Origin of the sequence: Gimesia aquarii, from assembly GCF_007748175.1 — a bacterium.
GTDB lineage: Bacteria > Planctomycetota > Planctomycetia > Planctomycetales > Planctomycetaceae > Gimesia > Gimesia aquarii_A.
Window position 1 is genome coordinate 3,955,020 of the sequence record NZ_CP037422.1, and the last position, 18,074, is coordinate 3,973,093.

The window sequence follows — 18,074 nt, forward strand, 5'->3', positions numbered from 1 at the left end:
CTATTACGCACTTTTTAAATGATGGCTGCTTCTAAGCCAACATCCTGGCTGTCACAGTATCCTAACATCCTTAGTGACTTAGCAAGACTTTGGGACCTTAGCAGGCGATCTGGGTTGTTTCCCTCTCGACCACGAAGCTTCTCCCTCGTGGACTGACTCCTGAGATAGTCGCAATGGTATTCGGAGTTTAACTAGGGTGGGTAGGCGGGAAGCCCCCCAGTCCAAATCAGTGCTCTACCCCCATTACGTAGTTAACTCAAGGCTAGCCCTAAAGCTATTTCGGAGAGAACGAGCTATCTCCAGGTTTGATTAGACTTTTACTCCTCCCCACAAGTCATCCCCCCAGTTTTCAACCTAGGTGGGTTCGGTCCTCCACGCAGTCTTACCCGCGCTTCAACCTGCTCATGGGTAGTTCACCTGGTTTCGCGTCTACCGCCACTGACAAAACGCCCTATTCAGACTCGCTTTCGCTGAGACTTCGGCCCGGAAGGCCTTAATCGAGCCATTGACGGTAACTCGCCGGATCATTATGCAAAAGGCACGCCGTCACACGTATCCGAAGATAATCGTGCTCCGACAGCTTGTAAGCGTATGGTTTCAGGTTCTTTCCCTCCCCTAACAGGGGTTCTTTTCATCTTTCGGTCACCCTACTTTTCACTATCGGTCATCAGAGAATACTTAGCCTTAGGAGATGGACCTCCCAGATTCAATCCGGATTCCACGTGGCCGGACCTACTCGGGTACCTGTCGGAAGTCTGATTACTTTCGAATACGGGACTGTCACCCTCTATGGTTTCGCTTTCCAACGAATTCTTCTAATAAACAGTTTTGTAACTTCACAATGACAAGCCCCACAACCCCGTCAAGCCGAAGCAAGACGGTTTAGGCTAGATTCGCTTTCGCTCGCCGCTACTCACGAAGTCGCTGTTGCTTTCCTTTCCTGCGGTTACTGAGATGTTTCAGTTCGCCGCGTACGCCTCATATACCTATGTATTCAGCATATGATAATTCAGGAACCTCGGGATCAACGCTCGTTTGACAACTTCCCCAAGATTATCGCAGTCTTCCACGCCCTTCATCGCCATCTGATGCCAAGACATCCCCCATACGCCCTTAGTAGTTTAGCCGTAATAATTTTTACCTCACACCAATCACATTGACCAGCGGGAGCCAAAAACATTACAACCCGATCTCAATTCACAAAGCTTGCATAAATTGCCTTGCAGTTGAGTTCGATTTGCCTAAGAACAAATCTCGGTTAGCAATACTGTTCCGAAGAACAAATATCGCAACTTGAGAACTCTATCGTTTTATAGATGCCACTTATTACTTTTACCAAATTGTCAAAGATCGTTGTCTCTCTAAGTTATCCTCAGAGAAAAACAGCCAACCAAAATCAGCTGAATCAGACCCAGCACTGCTGAAGCTGATTCAATCGACTTAAGTCAGCCGAGAGAGTAATCTTATAACCGCCCCTCAGAAAGTCAACCGTCCAAGAAACGAATCAGTCAAACTTTTTTAAACTTCCTCAAATCTTTTTGCTGCAACCTCTTTCACGACAACCACTTGGCAACAGCAAAACCTCAACCAAGTGAAGGAGCGGGATCTTAATCAGTTAGAAACCACCCGTCAACCCAGGGAGAAAAAATTCCCTGAAAGTTTTTGGAAAGTTTGAAAGTCAGATTTGGCTATCTTCAGAAGCTGAAAAATACCGTATCTGCACTAAAAAACTAATGGAGACGACCGGGATCGAACCGGCAACCTCCGCCTTGCAAGGGCGGCGCTCTCCCAATTGAGCTACGTCCCCCAACAGACGCCAACAATACTATTGCCGGCAAACCTCAATCATGCAACATAAAATTACAAAATGAGAGAGGTTTCCTCTTAAAGTTTAAGATAATGGGCGTACGTGGATTCGAACCACGGACCTCAGCTTTATCAGAGCTGCGCTCTAACCAACTGAGCTATACGCCCCAATAAGAGGACGCGTATTCTGTCCTCTCAAGTCCGTGCTGTAAAGTCTCTTTCGGCACTAGTTTTACAAAAAATTACTTTTTCTTCACGGGATTTTGACACACTCCAGCTGAATAAGTTCGCTGAAGCTCAAGACCCTTTTTGCGAGAAATATCCCAACAGAAACTGTCACTAACCCGTAGTATGCTCCAGAAGGGTTTTACTAACGTTTTTTTCTGTTCACTTGAGCCTTCAGACGATGTTTGACCACTTATTTAAAATCTGTCTATCACTTATCTTAGTTACCAGTCTCATGGTGCCTATGAAATGGTGTTGTGCGGATAATGAACAGCTAGAGTCAAATTTCATCACCGCGAAACAGAACTGCTGCGTTCCAAAGACCAATCAAAATGAGCAGCCTCCCGCACCAGTTAACCCCATAACTAATAACTGCGCATGCTGCGATACGAACGTCTTCACAAATGTAACGAAAGCGAAAATTGACTCACATAAGACACCCCTCTATTCCAGCAATTCTCAGTTGAAGACAATTCAGACTGAAACAAGACATGCTGTTGGTAACCACGGTCCTTCTGACCAGTCTCGGCCTTTGCATCTAATGCATTGCGTGTGGATTTGCTGATTCGTTGAAGTGGAATTCTAAAACATTTCAACTATTTAAATCAGTATTTTTTAACTCATCAATTCACACGAGGAGTACTACTATGTTTTCAAAAGTAATGATTGCGAGCCTTTTATCAGTCGGACTGGGAATGACAGCAGCAACAGCAAGCACTCAACCTGCGAGTCAAAACTGTTGCGACCTGAATCTGAAATGCTGTCAAGCAAATCTTGCATGCTGCCAAGCAGATGCCAAACCGAATTGTTGCCAACAAAGTTTGGACTGTTGTGAGCAGGCACTAGAATGTTGCATAGCAGAGAAAGAATGCTGTGAGACTCAGCGTTCCTGCTGTGAATCAGGTGCAAAATGCTGCACAGTAGAAGCAGTGGAAAATAGCATCCAAACGTAAGTTCCTGGACGAGATCGTTAAAATCGATCTCAAAACTGATCCCTTGTAGGCAGCGTGTGCGGTCTACAAGGGATTTTTTTCGAATCAGGTTAAACTTTGGCGGTAATGGTCCAATCACTTTGTAATTAATAACATCGCATAGCAACTGTAACCAACTAAGAAATTGGTGAAATCAACAACCACGTTTATTGAGCGCTTGTAACTTGTTTTCGAGCCATTTCATGAAATTGCTTCCAGGTTATGACTTCAATCCCCAGTTCTTTGACCTCGTTCATGACGTTAGGATCGGTAAAAACACGACGGTCTCCGTCACGCCTTGAGGAACTACTTGTGATATTTTGCAATTCCTGATTGTCAAAGCCACAGTGAATAATGATCTGTGTCACCCCTGGCTTAAGATTGCGTAGCGTTTCCAAATAGGCATTTTTTCGCTTCTCATAATCGCGCTCGCCATAGAACTGAACTAATTCATCGAGTACGGGCAATCCGTTCTTTTCAAGAACCGCTTTGAGCTCCAGCCCTTTCTTTGCAATCAAACCGTATTTCTTGGGGTCGAGATTTGCTACAAACAAAACTGGCAAGTCATACTCAATCCCCAGGTTCACGTACATTTCCAGTAAGTCGGGACGGCTCACAACAGCCCCCATATGAGTATCAAGGTGTGTGAGTGGCACGCCGAATTTTTTGGCACGTTCAATTTGAGCACGCAACTCTTTTTCAGCATCTTTCACATTCACATGCGCCATCACCTGACCCACATTGTCCCAGAGATAATTCTCTTTATCAAGCAGGCTGGGAACCTGATCGCGCGAAGCAACGGGACCCCAACGATAGTTCTTCCACTCGGAGTTCAATGTAAGATGAATTCCGTAATCGAGATCGGGATGAGATTTCGCATACTGAGCAAACTCTTTAAACCAGGGACAGGGAACCATAATACTTGCTGAAGAGACAATTCCCTTTTCCATTCCTTCAATCGTTCCACGATTCACAGAATGAGACATTCCTGCATCATCTGCATGAATAATCACATAACGCTTTTCATCCGGCTTTTTGTTTTCAGCCTGAACAGAAGTGGAATATGTCAGACAAATCAAAAACGATAAGTAGAGGTACCATTGTCTTTTCATAATTTCACACACCGATTTAAAAGAAATGAAAATGCAGATTTGATTCTTCGATTTGAAGAGAATCGCTTGAAAAATACCCTCACTGCGATCAAGCTATATCGAGAGACACCGATCAATTCGACTTCACTATTTTACTCATCCTGCAAGGAATCACAAATGAATTGTCCCCCCGCAAAACAACTTTTAGCAGCTTTGCTTATGCTGGCCAGTCTGAACATTTTAAATAACCGTCAGGCTCAAGCAGAGCTGAAACTTCCCGCCATTATCGGCGATCATATGGTTCTTCAACAAGGTCAGAAAAATCCACTTTGGGGCTGGGCCGAGCCTGGTGAGAAGATCACCGTTTCTGTAAATGGCCAAACTCATACAACAACTGCTGACGCTAAAGGTAAATGGAAAGTAACGCTTGATCCTTTGAAAGTGGGTGGTCCTTATGAAATTACGATCAAAGGTAAAGAATCCATCACGTTGAAAGATGTTCTCGCTGGTGAAGTCTGGATCTGCTCAGGCCAATCGAATATGGCCTGGACCGTATCTAACTCCAACGATGCTGACCTTGAAATTATGACAGCCAACTATCCTAAAATCCGATTGATATCGGTACCTCAGGTCGGCACACAAGAACCACAGGACGACTTTAATGGTAAATGGGAAGCTTGTACGCCTCAAACCGTCGCCAATTTTTCCGCAGTCGGTTACTTCTTCGGACGGCAACTCTATCAGACATTAAACGTTCCTATCGGCCTGATAGATAATGCCTGGGGTGGTTCCGCAGCAGAAGCCTGGGTCAATCGTAAGCGATTGGAAGAAGAACCTGCATTCAAAGGATTAATGGAACGCTGGCAACAAACCGAAAAAAATTATGATCATGAAAAATCGATGGCGGCTTACAAAAAACGCCTGGATCAATGGAAGGCAGCGGTTAAAAAAGCCAAGTCTGCCGGCAAGCCACTGCCCAGGCGTCCGCGTGCTCCACGTAACCCATTGACCGGCAATCATCGCCCTTCAAATATTTATAATGGAGTGCTCCATCCTACAATTGGATATGGTATCAAAGGTGTCATCTGGTATCAGGGAGAATCCAATGCTGGTCGCGCCTATCAATATCGTGAACTGTTCCCATTTATGATTCAGAACTGGCGTGATGAATGGAACCAGGGAGATTTCCCGTTCTACTGGGTCCAACTTGCCGACTTCCGTGGTGAAAAACCAGAACCAGCCGACAGCGATTGGGCTGAACTGCGCGAGGCACAAACGATGACAATGAGTAAACTCCCCAATACAGGAGAAGCTGTGATTATCGACCTGGGCGAAGCGGTCGACATTCACCCCAAAAATAAGCTGGATGTTGGAAAACGACTGGCTCGCTGGGCGCTCGCTAATGATTATGGCGTCAAAATTGTCTACCGCAGCCCGCAATACAAATCGATGGAGGTTGAAGGTAACAAAGCCATCCTGACCTTCGATCATGTTGGTGGCGGTCTGGATCTCTTTGACATCAACACTCCCGTAGGATTTACAATCGCCGGAGCAGACAAGAAATTTTTGAATGCCAGTGCCAAGATTATTGGCAAGAATAAAATTGAAGTCTGGAGTGATGCGGTCGCGAAACCTGCTTCAGTCCGTTATGGCTGGGCTGACAACCCAATCCTTAATGTTCAGAATAAGGAAGGGCTACCACTAACACCTTTCCGCACCGATGATTGGACAGGGATTACTGCCGGAAAACACTAATCACTAAGCTGAAACGCAATGACGCAAAACGCCTCAGGGAGACTTTCTCTGAGGCGTCTTTGTTTTAAAATGTGTTCTCTGTTCAACTTAAATTACTGCTGTTCCTTTCCATCTTTTCATCTAATACAAACATCATTCTTCTCACGAAAAGTGAGTCCCATTTCTGTTTCTACTGATTCAATTGAATATCGCAAGGTTATTGAGATTGAAAAACTATTGACATCTCTAAGGGTTTTAAATCACATCATCATTTCTAAAAGTAAGGTCTATTTTTTCATGTTGACTCTGCCCTGCCTTTGTCGAAACTGCGCGATCTGCGTCGCGCGCGTGGGAGTTTTTTCTGCATAGTGAAACTTCCTGTCCCTGTTGTTATTATCACTAACAAAGTCCCTTGTTTTTCAAGCTTTTGAGAAGAAACCATATCACTGCTTCCAGATGAACACCTATTTTTGACTGTTATCAAAACGTTTCAAACCTTGATGAGAAGTCTTCAGATGAGATCATCATGGGATCGGAAGCAGTTCACACACCAATCACCTCTTGACCCAATAACGCCATTCACAATACTGGAATGATGTTTTAAGACATTCATTAAACTAAAAACAAAATAGATAAAGCACAAAGAAAACAGAGTATCAAATTGAAGCGGTCCCCCACTTACAATAATCAAAATAGAGCGTTCCAGGTAGCCAGGGTGAACAACCACCACAAAGCAATTATGAATATCACTCAGAATTCTACTCGAAAGTCACGGTCTCACAGGAGATAAACATCCGACAGTTGATACAAGAACAGTAGGAACCAAAGCAGTTATGCGCTGATAAAAAATCAGAGCCATTTCTTCTTTTTGAAAAAGAGGATTAAGCAGATGGGAACAGTAACGAAGACAACCCAAATCACCGGGTAGCTCCATTTCCATTTCAGTTCCGGCATATACTCGAAATTCATCCCATAGATTCCTGCAATAAAAGTGAGTGGAATGAAAATGGAAGCAAACACGGTCAAAATTTTCATAATCTCATTCATTTTATTGCTGACACTGGAAACATAAATATCCAGTAAACCAGACAACATTTCGCGATACGAATCCGTTGTCTCAGTGATTCGAAGCACGTGATCATAAACATCCCTGAAATAGATCTGAGACTTTTCTCCAATGAGTTTCGTATCACTTCTCTGAACCGAGGATAATAATTCCCGTAGAGGTGTAATCGAACGACGAATATCAATTAGCTCCCGCTTGATACGTTGAATTGCCACTAAAGTATTCGAATTCGGGTTCGATAATAATTCTTCCTCTACTGCATCAATGTTTTCATCGAGCGAATCCAAAAGCAAAAAATTCTGATCGACAATCATATCTAAAATGGCATAGGTCAAGTAATCTGTACCCAAATTACGAACTCTGGCATTACCATTTCTAATCCGTTGAACGAGAGGTAAAAACAGATCGTCTTTTTTTTCTTTAAATGTGAAAACGAAATCATTAAGTACCAAGATACTAATCTGCTCATGATATACAGCGAAACTTCCATTAACAGATGCAGCATCCCGATCTAATGACAATCCTTTGAGTACGATGTAGAGGTAATCGTCATGTTCTTCGAATTTCGGTCTTTGATGTGTATTCAGAATATCTTCGAGCACCAACGGATGAATTTTAAAATAGTGTCCAATCAATTCCGTAATTTCGACATTTTTCAACCCTTCAAGACAAACCCAGGTAATCGAGTCTTTTTCTCTGAATTTTAATAATTCTTCAACAGTTTCTACAACTGGCTCCTGTAGCTCTGTCCGATTAAAATCGATCACTGAAATTCGCGAGTCTTCTTCCTGAATATCACCCACATGGATAAGCGAACCAGGCGGCATTCCCAATTTTTCTGAAGCGTTGCTTAAAGAAGTAGGCATAAATTTTCTCGTTGAACGTTTCCGAATGAGCATTCTTGAACTCATACACAAGCATGTGAGGAATTAATACTGTGCCTTAGAGCGACTTGTTCATAAAGGCAGACAAGTCATTCAAGAATACCGTCTTCCGTTTTAAAGGCAGCGATTATAAGCAAAACGTTTCAACAGATTCTAGATGAGTTTACTTTGACTCATACTCGTTATTAAGAAGTAGACAATCTAGTCAGGTAATCGCAACACAACTCAGACTGCTACGGCTGTTTTTTCTTTAAGCTCGAAGAACATTTTTAATGCATACATTCCCAGTGATTTCTTTTTTTCTGGTGAACAGATTTCATAAAGTGACTCGATACGCTTTCTCAGTTTAAAAAAGTCAAATTCTACCATTTCTTCAAGATTGTAAAATCCCATATTCCATTCTGGAAAGAATCGCTCTTTGATATAACAGGACAGAATTCGCTTGACTCGATTATGTCGTTTGTCTTGTTGAATATGGGCAAACAAAGATTCTACCTCATTGTATTCGCCTTCCAGCACTTGGATAAAATGACCACTGTCATATACTAATAATCCTGTGATAAGTCGTTCTGAATTGCTATGACAAGACGTATTTAAGATTTCTGCCAAGTCAGTTTTGGACATTGGATAAGCACTTTTACTAACGTAAATAAGTTGATAGAGCTGCATAATAAAATATCCTGCAAATTGACAATGTGAACTGATCAAACATTTAAGTAGAATCACCTACCTAACCATGGGGTAAAACCCTACACAACTATGGGGTAAAGAAATGAAGAAAAGACTTGAATGACAACGAAAACAGCAGTCTTTCAAGCGATTTCTCACTAGTTTTGTAGGATCATTTAAGTCAATAAGATTACCGCCGTTTTAGGAGATTTACTGTTTTTAACGGTTGATGACTCCAGACAGATATGTGTTTGTTCTATTTGCATCTTTCCGGTTGGCATATGTGAAGCAAAAACAATACAACCTGATCCACTTATCAAAGTTTTGTGTGCGAGCATACTAATAATACGCAGGCAGCGCAGTCGCAATTCACAAGACTTAAGTCCAGCACTTGTCTAACAGATTCTGCTGCCAAGACAACTCTCGGTATAGATTGTTAGAGGCAGTAAGAACTTGAAGAGTGAATCGCACAACGCGCTTTTTTATTCAAGAAGCTGATTCACGTGAAGAGAACTCGTTGCAAGCACGAAAGCAGTTGCAGTAAATTTCAGCCGAACAACTCAGCAACCGGTTCACCAGTATCAAGCAAAGGCATCGGTCGGTCCAGGCGATCATGAATGACAACCCGTTGTGAATCGATTCCCAAATGTCGATAAACGGTTGCCGCGACGTCTTGGGGAGTGACAGGACGTTCGACCACATGTTCGCCGCGAGCACTGGAGCGTCCTACAACCTGCCCCATTTTCATACCACCGCACCCCATCAGCACACTGAAGGTTCTCCCCCAATGATCACGACCGGCGTAGCGATTCATGCGAGGCGTGCGACCAAACTCTCCCATCGCGACGACCAGGGTTTTCTCGTATAAGCCACGATCCATCAAGTCTCGCACGAGCCCTGCAATGGCGGCATCAAGCGGAGGAATTAATTTGTGCGCTCCCTCTTCTGTTTTATAACGGCCAGCGGATCCGTGGTGATCCCAGGGAACACAGTTCACCGTGACGAATGTGACTCCATGTTCGATCAGTCTACGCGCCAGCAATGCACTTTGCCCAAAAGTATGTCTGCCGTAACTGTCACGGAGTGCATCTGGTTCTGCAGAAATATCAAATGCTGATCGCACACCTTTTGAAGAGAGCAGTGTGAAGGCTTTCTGTTGATGTTCATCGAGATCACGAATTGACTTTTCGTGAGAACGAGGCAAAACGTCAAGTGAGCCCAGCAGTTTTTGACGATTCCTCAATCTGTCTAAAGTCAAACCTCTTGCTAATGTCAGATTTTTGACACCAAACTGTGAAGTGTTGGGATCGGAATTGACAATAAACGGATTACTCCCACCTCCAATGTAAGAAGAATAGTGAAAGAGATTATCAGTTCCCCCACGTAAATGCGGCACACCCACATAAGGTGGTATCCCCTTTTGATTGGCACCGCGCAAAAACGCAGCGGCAGAACCCATCGAAGGCCGTCTTTGCACACGATTGTCTGGTGCATTGAATGCAGGCCCCTCAAAGCCGGTTAACATCCAATGGTTCCCTTTGGTATGATCGCCCGATCCGTGATTCACTGTTCGCAATACGGCGAGATGATCAGCTAGTTTTGCCTGCTCAGGCATCAACTCGCCGAATGAAACGCCAGCCAGACTTGTTGCTATTGATTCAAACGGACCGCGGTAATCTGAAGGGGCCTCCGGTTTGGGGTCCCAGGTCTCCATATGACCGGGGCCTCCACTTAACCAGAACAGAATCACGTTTGTGTCTTGCTGCCTCTGGTTAATTGCCCCTTCTGCTTTAAGTTTGAGCAGATCGGCTATCCCCAGCCCCCCTGCTCCGAGCAATCCTGCCTGCACAAAGCTACGACGCGAGACTCCTTCGCAATTCATTAAGTGTCGTAACTTCTTTTTTTGCACTGTGAAATCTCTTAGGAAAGAAATTGATGAGGATCGCCGGGTATGCAGAAAGTAAGCTTACTTTAATTTGTTCATTATCACCCGAAATAAAGTCCTAGTCAAGAAACGATCATATTGAACCACAAAATTGTCTCTCAGCGATCTCTTTCAATCCGATAATTCTCATATGACTCAAGACAGAAAATCTGCCTCATTCAAATCTGCTGATCCTTCAAAAAGCGGCTTTGTTTTGTTATCAAACAGAATCAGTAAAGTCCAGATACCAAGTGCTGTCCCTAACGGAAAAGACAGGCAACTAATGGCCGCTCCAATGATACAGAAGAGACGGTTCTTTTTCTGAAATAGAAATAGGCCCGTAAAAAGTGTCACTCCAGCAAAAATAATTCCTAAAATCCCTATCACAAGATACATGTAGATCATCACATCCATCATGGGTGCAAACATTTTCGCAGGATCTGGCTCTCCTTCTCGGACTGGAAATTCCATAGTGGAAACCAAACTCATCATTTTGTAATGCAGTGGCAGAAACAGAAGCATCAAAAACGTAAAACCAGCGAAAACAAAATAGAGAATCGCAATCGTTTTGAGTTGTTTTTCTATCTTTTCGATCTCTTCTGACATATGCTTTGATCCAGAATGATAATGAAACTGACTTGAGGACTGCATTCAGGGAAGAAAAATGACAAAACTATGTTTCAACTGTCACAGGACAGCATAAATCCTGTCGACTATGCCATTCATGCTGAACGCCGCGCATGAGTAAAGCGCAATCAAACTCTACCGAACCTTCTGGAAAGCGATCAGAGTCATCAAAAAAACTGGATGCTATACTTTCTACGCGGAGTGGCTCTGCGGCCCAATCCTGACATCGTAATTCCAACCCATCATAGTGGCCTTCGGCATCACTGGCCGAATATCCGAGCGAGCCTTGCTCAAAAAAATCGGAAGCAGCCGCTAAGGAAGGAAACACAGAAGTCTCAGGTAGATGGTCTGTGATCGAACCGACCACTTTCATATGCGCTTCACCATCTTTGCTTTGCATTTCTACTGAGAAATGATCTTCTGATTCCGCCACCGAAAAGGCTGCATGATGATGCGTACCTGGAAAGATTCGTCCCCCCGCCAATGCATTCAGACAGGAATCGGTATCGCGACGATTCACGAAGACTCCCTCATGCGTCTGACCATCGGAATCCCATTCCACCGCAAAACGATGGGCCGCATTTTCAGAACGAATGCCACATGAAAAAGGCAAGAACCGAGGGCGCACATTTTTGAGACGAATCAAGCAGACACCGCCAATCGCAGATCCATGAATCAGTTTCGGACGAAAAAGGGCTGGCAAGACACGAGACATCACATCAGGATCGATACGATAATTCGCCAGGATGCGGCGATCAATAATGCCTTCAATCACTGGAATTTGCATTACAGGATCCATAAAAGAAAACCGGACGTTTTCAGTTTGTCACTCTCAATGTACTAATCAGTTAGCTCGAACTTCAGATCTTTCTTATCTTCCCCATCCTTAACTGACACTGTTAATCCTGAGGTATCTACACTGGCATATTTCTCGGGAAGAAGATTTTTGGGAGGTGGCTCTGGCTTGGGATTAGGATCATAATTGGGATCATCTTCAGGCAGAGCATCGCTTGAACCCGTTGTTTCCATCTTGGAGATCATCACTTTGTAATCTCCTGCGACGACACCATCAGTTCCTTCAAAGGTCCCCATTGTAAAAGCACCTTCTGCATTAGTTCGACCATTGGCAGTCTGTCCCCCTGCTTGTTCAGCAGGTCGGAAAACAACAATTGCTTCTTCAACGGGTGTACCATTATAAGTTACAACACCTGAAACTACATTTCGTGCTGGGCGTGTATCTTCTGCACCACCACACCCCTGCAAGAGCAGAATCGAGCTAATAGCAATATAACTGGTTACTTGTTTCATTCGATTTAACACATCATTACGCATTACAAAAACTCACTTCCTCAATTGTCTAAGAACTCACAAATTTAGTAACAATTTTAATTAAGTTGGGCTATAGAAATTTAAAACCAACACCCATAGGATGTTTTGCACAAAGCACATCAAAATTTATTAATCTAGAGATTATGTTAGTTGAAATTGCTTGGAATTCAACTAGGATTCTGAAGCTGTTTAGATAACAACATCCCAAAAGGAATACATTATTTTATTTACTAATTACTAATCACGCATTAGTAGTTTTGTATTATGACAGGTGACCTTGAAGCGTTTTCTTACCTAAGAGTGCAGCATTCCTCAAATATTGCATTTCGCTTTTAACCTCAAACAAAATTTCCAGCGATACGAATCAGTTTTACACATGCGATAAAGATGCACATAGCGAGAAGTTCCAGCTTCTATATTGATTTAAGAATTTAAGAAATAGAAGAGTTTGATCCTATTTTGAAATAAGGAGAACCTTTGGTGAAAAGTTTATCGAAAGACAGGCGAAAAGGATTCACGTTGATTGAATTGCTAGTCGTCATTGCCATTATTGCGATTTTAATTGCCCTCTTATTACCCGCAGTGCAACAGGCACGCGAAGCAGCCCGTAGATCTACCTGTAAGAATAGTTTAAAACAACTTGGGTTGGCTCTGCACAATTACCACGATGTTTTTGGGATGTTTGTCCTCCGAAAAGGAGGTACTAGTACAAACAGCAATCGTCTCAGTGGATTTGTGGGACTCCTGCCTTATATGGATCAAGCCCCTTTATTTAATCAAATTTCTGCAGGGGATTCGGCTCAGCCTCCATTTGGCCCTAATGCCTGGAGTGGTTGGAGTGTCTGGAACGTTTCTCTACCCATGCTGATGTGTCCCTCTGATGGACGTAATAAACAGACGATACGGGCGCAGAGCTACGTGTTTTGTATGGGTGACTCTGCAACAGGGGTCAGAGACGGTACCGTTTCGCGTGGAATGTTTCCGAATCGAGTGGGCACAAGAATTCGAGACATTACCGATGGAACCAGTAATACCATCGCCATGAGCGAACATGTGCGCGCAAACTATGGTCCAAATGCAAGTAATGCAGGTCGCCCCAGAGTTGAGGGGATTGCCATGTCACAAGATCCGCAAACGAATCCAGGAGCTTGCATGACTTTAGTTTCAGGCGCCAACTGGGTTGCCGGAACCAATGTAAAAGGAAGACATGGCACATCACTTTGGGATGGGCAAGCGGAACGCTGTGGATTTACAACAATTCTACCTCCGAATGGTCCTTCTTGTGCAGAAGGACCAGATGGTAACGCTGACTCCCACCATGCAGCACTCGCCCCTTCCAGTCGCCACGTTGGAGGGGTTCACGCTCTCATGGCAGATGGCGCTGTTCGCTTCATCTCTGAAAACATTGATACCGGAGATTTAAGTCAGCCCAGTCCAAGTCCGAGCACAAACACTGCCAGTCCTTATGGCACATGGGGCGCGCTGGGAACAAAAGACTCAGGAGAAATCGTTGGTGAGTTCTAAATCAGAACTCATTCAGGTGAATTGATTCAAAGTCTCTCTTTACCGATTAAAGTAAAGAGAGACTTTTTTGCTGTAAATGCAACAGAAATATCAATTTGACTTAGACTTTTGATGTTTTGGCTTTTGTTGATGCACTTCTTCACTCGGTTCGACAACAACCAAATTGGTAGACAGCTCTTCAACCACTTGTCCCTCAAGTCCAGCTTCCTCCCGACGGAAACGTCGAATTTGCGATGGTTTGGTTCCTTTGGGAAGCATTCCTAGATTACAAATTGGCTCACCAGGACTAATGGCAGGCAAAGTGGTCATGCCAATCACAACTGCGTTAAAGGGAGAATAAAGCATACTGCGTTCCCGACCAAGCAGTGTCGTATTCGTCGCGAGCGGCTGATCTTTTTCGACGATGTCGCCAGGTTTCACATGAAATTTCAGGAAACCACCACGTTCAGCACGGACCCAGGTCGATTTGTTAACGACGACTTGATAATCGGGACTTTGTGGTTCACCGTCAAGCATTCCAAGTTCGCGAAGCACATTTCTGACCCCTCTTGTCGCAGATTCGACAATCCCTGGCTCGACCTTCCAGACTTCACCCCCCTCCATAATAATCGTGGGACAGCCGCTACTACAGGCTTCACGACGAAACGCGCCGGCAGGCCCCTTCCCGTTCATGATGATTTCGGAACCAAAGGCTTTCGCAATCCGTTGCACTTCAGGATTTGTCATATCCCCTCGCACATTCGGATAATTGGTACGGCGTACAGAAGCGGTGTGTAAATCAATGCCAAAATCACAACGTGAAACGATTTCATCAAAGATGATCCGTGCCATGCGACCTGCCAGACTGCCGCTTGCGGAACCTGGAAAGGAACGATTCAAATCGCGACGATCAGGTAAATAGCGAGAGTGTCGATCAAAGGCCAAAAGATTCAAAACTGGCACAAAAATCACGGACCCGCGGAGCAGATGAAACTCTGAGTCTTGAATCAATTCACGAATTGCTCCCGTGCCGTTGATTTCATCACCATGTAAAGCCGCGGTGACAAAAACGACAGGTCCCTCTTCTTTTGCACGGCGAATATGAATGGGGATCCGAACCGTCATACTGCTGTAGCTCTCGCTCACAGCGAGTTTCACATCGCGCGATTCCCCAGCTGGAATTGATTCTCCATTCCATTGATCAATGGGCTTCCGTTCGCGAGACTTCGTCATGTAGCACTGGCCTTTTAATTCAATTGCTAGGTATCAGTGGCTGATTTAAGTGATTCCGAAAGAACTTCATCGGCAACAGGTAGTTCGGGCAGATCCTGAACCTTCGGTCGTCGTTTGCGTCTCGTCTTTGCTGGGATCAAATCACGCATCAATTCAAGTTTGCCGAAGCAAAGTAACCGATCACCGGATTCTAGTTCCCTATTAGAGCGGGGATTGGGGATGACCGTTGTCCCTCGATAGAGTGTGAGCACATTGATGTCCTTATCACGTAATCCGGATTGATTGATTTCTTTGCCAACATAATGTGACCCTTCTGGAATATGAATTTCAGTCACTCCATATCCAGTACTGACTGTTAATCGCTGGCGTAAGTCGATTTCCGGAAAGTCAACCTGAGCAGAGATATAATCCACAATCACCCCAGCAATATCGAGCTGCGTACAACGTTCAATTCCTTCCAACCCAGGTGATGAATTCACCTCCATGATCTGAGGACCATCTTTACCTTCTAGCATATCAACACCCGCCACACGCAGACCCATAATTTGCGCGGCTCGTACTGCAGTTTTACAATAGGCATCATCAAGCTCTACCTGCTCTGTGAGCCCTCCTCGATGGACATTACTACGGAATTCCTGTCCCTGAGCAACGCGGCGCATGGCGGCAACAACACGATCACCGACCACAAACGCCCGGATATCACGGCCTTTACTTTCCGCAACAAATTTCTGAATTAATACATTTTGTTTTTGGCTTTGCAACATCTCGATAATAGCTTCAGCAGACTTTACCGACTCAGCAAGTAACACGCCTATTCCCTGTGTCCCTTCCAAGAGCTTAATAACAACGGGTGCGCCTCCAACACGCTCAATCGCTGGTAACACATCCTTTTTATCGCGCACAAATGTTGTTTGCGGAATCCCGATCTGATGGCGACTAAAGATCTGCATGCTACGAAGTTTATCACGTGAATTGGAAATGCCGGCGGACGAATTGGCACAAAAGATATCCATTTGCTCAAATTGGCGTACGACTGCCGTACCAAAATAGGTAATCGATGCCCCGATGCGGGGGAGTACGGCATCATAATCAGAAAGCGGCTTTTGATTATAATAAAGATCTGGCTCGGCCTGCTTCAAATCAATTGCAAATTTGAGAGTATTGAGAACTTTACCCTTAAAACCTCGTTGCTCCGCCGCTTCGTGGAGTCGCCGTGTACTATAACATCTCGGACTGCAGGAAAGGATGGCAAGTTTCATCGATTCTCTTTCTGTCTATATTCATACAAAAGCAAAGTAGCTGCTACCTTCGCTTTGATTTTTTCTTTCGTGGGGGTTTCCCACCATAGTAAGATTTCCCTGCATCAACAAGAAATCGCTGCCGAAACGCCTCGCGGCCCAATAACATTCGAAATCCCATTTCATCACGATTCGCCAGCGTTAGCTCAACCGGCCATCTCAGACCAAGCAATTCAATATTGGTGACAATTACAGGCCTTAAACTCGCTTTGCCACTGGAACTGCGAACAGATCGAAATTCGAGAATTTTTGCTTCTGTTTGCACGATCTCATGCGTACTTCTTTGAACGGGATGGAGTTTAAATCGGATCCACTTCTCCCCATCACGTTCGAATTGATACAAATCATATGCGTGCAAGGATGAAGACCGAGCTCCAGTGTCAACTTTTGCTTTAATTGATTTCACCCCCAAATCAGGGAGCTTGACCCATTCGCGCCAACCAATTGAAGGTAATGCAGGCTTCTTAACCTTAGTCATTTTGTTGTAATCTCGTCCGATTCGCTTCGAGGCAACTCCACTTTTATCTTGGATCCCAGCTTACTACATCTTGCTTGATTTCGCTAGTTCGAACTCATTTAGATTGTCTGGAACAAAAGCTTAATTCGGTATCTCACCGTTATTAATACCCGCAGGCTTTACTGAACTGCTATTATCTTTTTGATCTATAAATTCACTCACATCACATTAGTTCTCACGTGTTGAAGACACAAACATAACTCTTCAAATAAGGATAGATACCTTATGATTGAGTAATATGCCTGCAACAAAAAAACAGGCTATGCACAAAAAAGTGCATAGCCTGTGAATTATGATCTTTTGGATTATTGACCCAAACACTATTGAAGCGGAGTTGGTCCTAAATCAATAGGAGGTGCTTGATTCAATTTGGGAGCATACTCATAGGGAGCAGCATATTGATACTTCAAAGGGGCTTTAGGATTGATGAGATATTGATCATCGTTTCCAAAGCTTGATGCCGGTGGAAAGTATGGCGTATGTACCCGTGAAGGATTCCCGTTAGCTGGTGCGTTAATACGTTCTGCCCAACCGAGTGTCACTTCGACATCACTCACAGCGCCTTGCTCACCGACTTGAATGACTTTCAGGGCAACCTTCTGACCAGGTTGTGCCTTCTCAAGCAAGGCATTTAATTGACGAACAGAAGCCAGGCGATGTTTACCGAATGACAAAATGATATCGTACTTCATCAGCCCTGCTTGATCCGCGGGAGAGCCAGGGGCTACGTGCATAATGACAACACCATATCCAGGATTTCCATCCAGGTCCGTACCCACTCCGGTCCACCAGTCGGGTGCCCCATTTGTCAAATGAGCAGCCAATGGCCCGGAAGCGGCAGTCGCCACAATTCCCAACGTCGCTTTGTAATATTTTGAATAATGTTGATTTAAGTGAGCTTTATGAGCCTCGCTCATCAGAGCCGCATATTTCTGGCGGGCAGTTGAAGCCGCCTTCTTCTGAGGAGCACCTTCTTGAGCCTGTGATTCATAGCTCAGCACCAAAAACAACGCGAGAAGGCATAGCAAACCCTTGCCTGACATAGATTTCTGCAAATTCATCGTAGTAACCCTTTTCTCATTCTATTACGACACGCATGAAAATTCGTTTGCTGAGCTTCTCGATTTGAGGGGATCCCCAATGCCAATATACTCAACCTATTTACCCTATCCTAGCTTACGCAAACCGCATGTCAAA

At 44.3% G+C, this 18,074-nt stretch carries 13 protein-coding genes, 2 tRNA genes and 1 rRNA gene (1 of these 16 only partly in view); 2 read left to right on the plus strand and 14 right to left on the minus strand.

Annotated elements, in window-relative coordinates; translation table 11 throughout:
• From V202x_RS15190 to V202x_RS15205, 4 genes are all read right to left on the minus strand, one after another.
• Positions 1–1,127: ribosomal RNA gene (locus V202x_RS15190) — 23S ribosomal RNA — on the minus strand (it extends 1,763 nt beyond the left edge of the window).
• Between the two features lie 607 nt (positions 1,128–1,734).
• Positions 1,735–1,807: transfer RNA gene (locus V202x_RS15195), tRNA-Ala, on the minus strand.
• A 93-nt stretch (positions 1,808–1,900) separates the two neighbouring features.
• A tRNA-Ile gene (locus V202x_RS15200) sits at positions 1,901–1,974 on the minus strand.
• A 1,195-nt stretch (positions 1,975–3,169) separates the two neighbouring features.
• Positions 3,170–4,114, minus strand: coding sequence for a polysaccharide deacetylase family protein (locus V202x_RS15205; protein WP_145176509.1), 945 nt, complete (start codon positions 4,112–4,114; stop codon positions 3,170–3,172).
• Between the two features lie 156 nt (positions 4,115–4,270).
• Between V202x_RS15205 and V202x_RS15210 the strand changes: the two genes are divergently transcribed.
• Positions 4,271–5,848: a sialate O-acetylesterase gene (locus V202x_RS15210; RefSeq protein WP_145176512.1), complete on the plus strand. Its 1,578-nt coding sequence runs from the start codon at positions 4,271–4,273 to the stop codon at positions 5,846–5,848.
• Between the two features lie 828 nt (positions 5,849–6,676).
• Here V202x_RS15210 and corA read toward each other — a convergent pair.
• The 6 genes from corA to V202x_RS15240 form a co-directional block, all read right to left on the minus strand.
• On the minus strand, positions 6,677–7,759 hold the full coding sequence (corA, locus tag V202x_RS15215) for a magnesium/cobalt transporter CorA (protein WP_145176515.1): 1,083 nt from the start codon (positions 7,757–7,759) through the stop codon (positions 6,677–6,679).
• A gap of 243 nt (positions 7,760–8,002) precedes the next feature.
• A complete protein-coding gene (locus tag V202x_RS15220) occupies positions 8,003–8,446 on the minus strand; it encodes a BLUF domain-containing protein (protein ID WP_145176518.1) in 444 nt (147 codons plus the stop codon).
• Between the two features lie 547 nt (positions 8,447–8,993).
• Positions 8,994–10,328, minus strand: a complete 1,335-nt coding sequence (locus tag V202x_RS15225) for a DUF1501 domain-containing protein (RefSeq protein WP_145176521.1) — start codon at positions 10,326–10,328, stop codon at positions 8,994–8,996.
• Between the two features lie 198 nt (positions 10,329–10,526).
• Complete coding sequence (locus tag V202x_RS15230) at positions 10,527–10,976, minus strand: hypothetical protein (protein WP_145176524.1); 450 nt, start codon at positions 10,974–10,976, stop codon at positions 10,527–10,529.
• A gap of 67 nt (positions 10,977–11,043) precedes the next feature.
• Positions 11,044–11,784 (minus strand): DUF2071 domain-containing protein, encoded by a 741-nt coding sequence (locus V202x_RS15235; protein ID WP_145176527.1) that lies wholly within the window; start codon positions 11,782–11,784, stop codon positions 11,044–11,046.
• A 53-nt stretch (positions 11,785–11,837) separates the two neighbouring features.
• On the minus strand, positions 11,838–12,329 hold the full coding sequence (locus V202x_RS15240) for a carboxypeptidase-like regulatory domain-containing protein (protein ID WP_145176530.1): 492 nt from the start codon (positions 12,327–12,329) through the stop codon (positions 11,838–11,840).
• A 477-nt stretch (positions 12,330–12,806) separates the two neighbouring features.
• On the opposite strand from V202x_RS15240, the gene V202x_RS15245 reads away from it, so the two are divergent.
• Positions 12,807–13,850: a DUF1559 domain-containing protein gene (locus tag V202x_RS15245; protein WP_145176533.1), complete on the plus strand. Its 1,044-nt coding sequence runs from the start codon at positions 12,807–12,809 to the stop codon at positions 13,848–13,850.
• 90 nt (positions 13,851–13,940) lie between these two features.
• On the opposite strand, the gene V202x_RS15250 is transcribed toward V202x_RS15245, so the two are convergent.
• The 4 genes from V202x_RS15250 to V202x_RS15265 form a co-directional block, all read right to left on the minus strand.
• Positions 13,941–15,062: a succinylglutamate desuccinylase/aspartoacylase family protein gene (locus V202x_RS15250; RefSeq protein WP_145176536.1), complete on the minus strand. Its 1,122-nt coding sequence runs from the start codon at positions 15,060–15,062 to the stop codon at positions 13,941–13,943.
• Between the two features lie 26 nt (positions 15,063–15,088).
• Complete coding sequence (locus V202x_RS15255; protein ID WP_145176539.1) at positions 15,089–16,321, minus strand: RimK family alpha-L-glutamate ligase; 1,233 nt, start codon at positions 16,319–16,321, stop codon at positions 15,089–15,091.
• Between the two features lie 43 nt (positions 16,322–16,364).
• Positions 16,365–16,838 carry an ATP-dependent zinc protease gene (locus V202x_RS15260; RefSeq protein ID WP_145176542.1) on the minus strand — a complete coding sequence of 158 codons (474 nt, stop codon included), beginning with the start codon at positions 16,836–16,838 and terminating at the stop codon, positions 16,365–16,367.
• Positions 16,839–17,197: 359 nt separating this feature from the next.
• A complete protein-coding gene (locus tag V202x_RS15265; protein WP_145176545.1) occupies positions 17,198–17,938 on the minus strand; it encodes a PDZ domain-containing protein in 741 nt (246 codons plus the stop codon).
• Positions 17,939–18,074 lie beyond the last annotated feature (136 nt).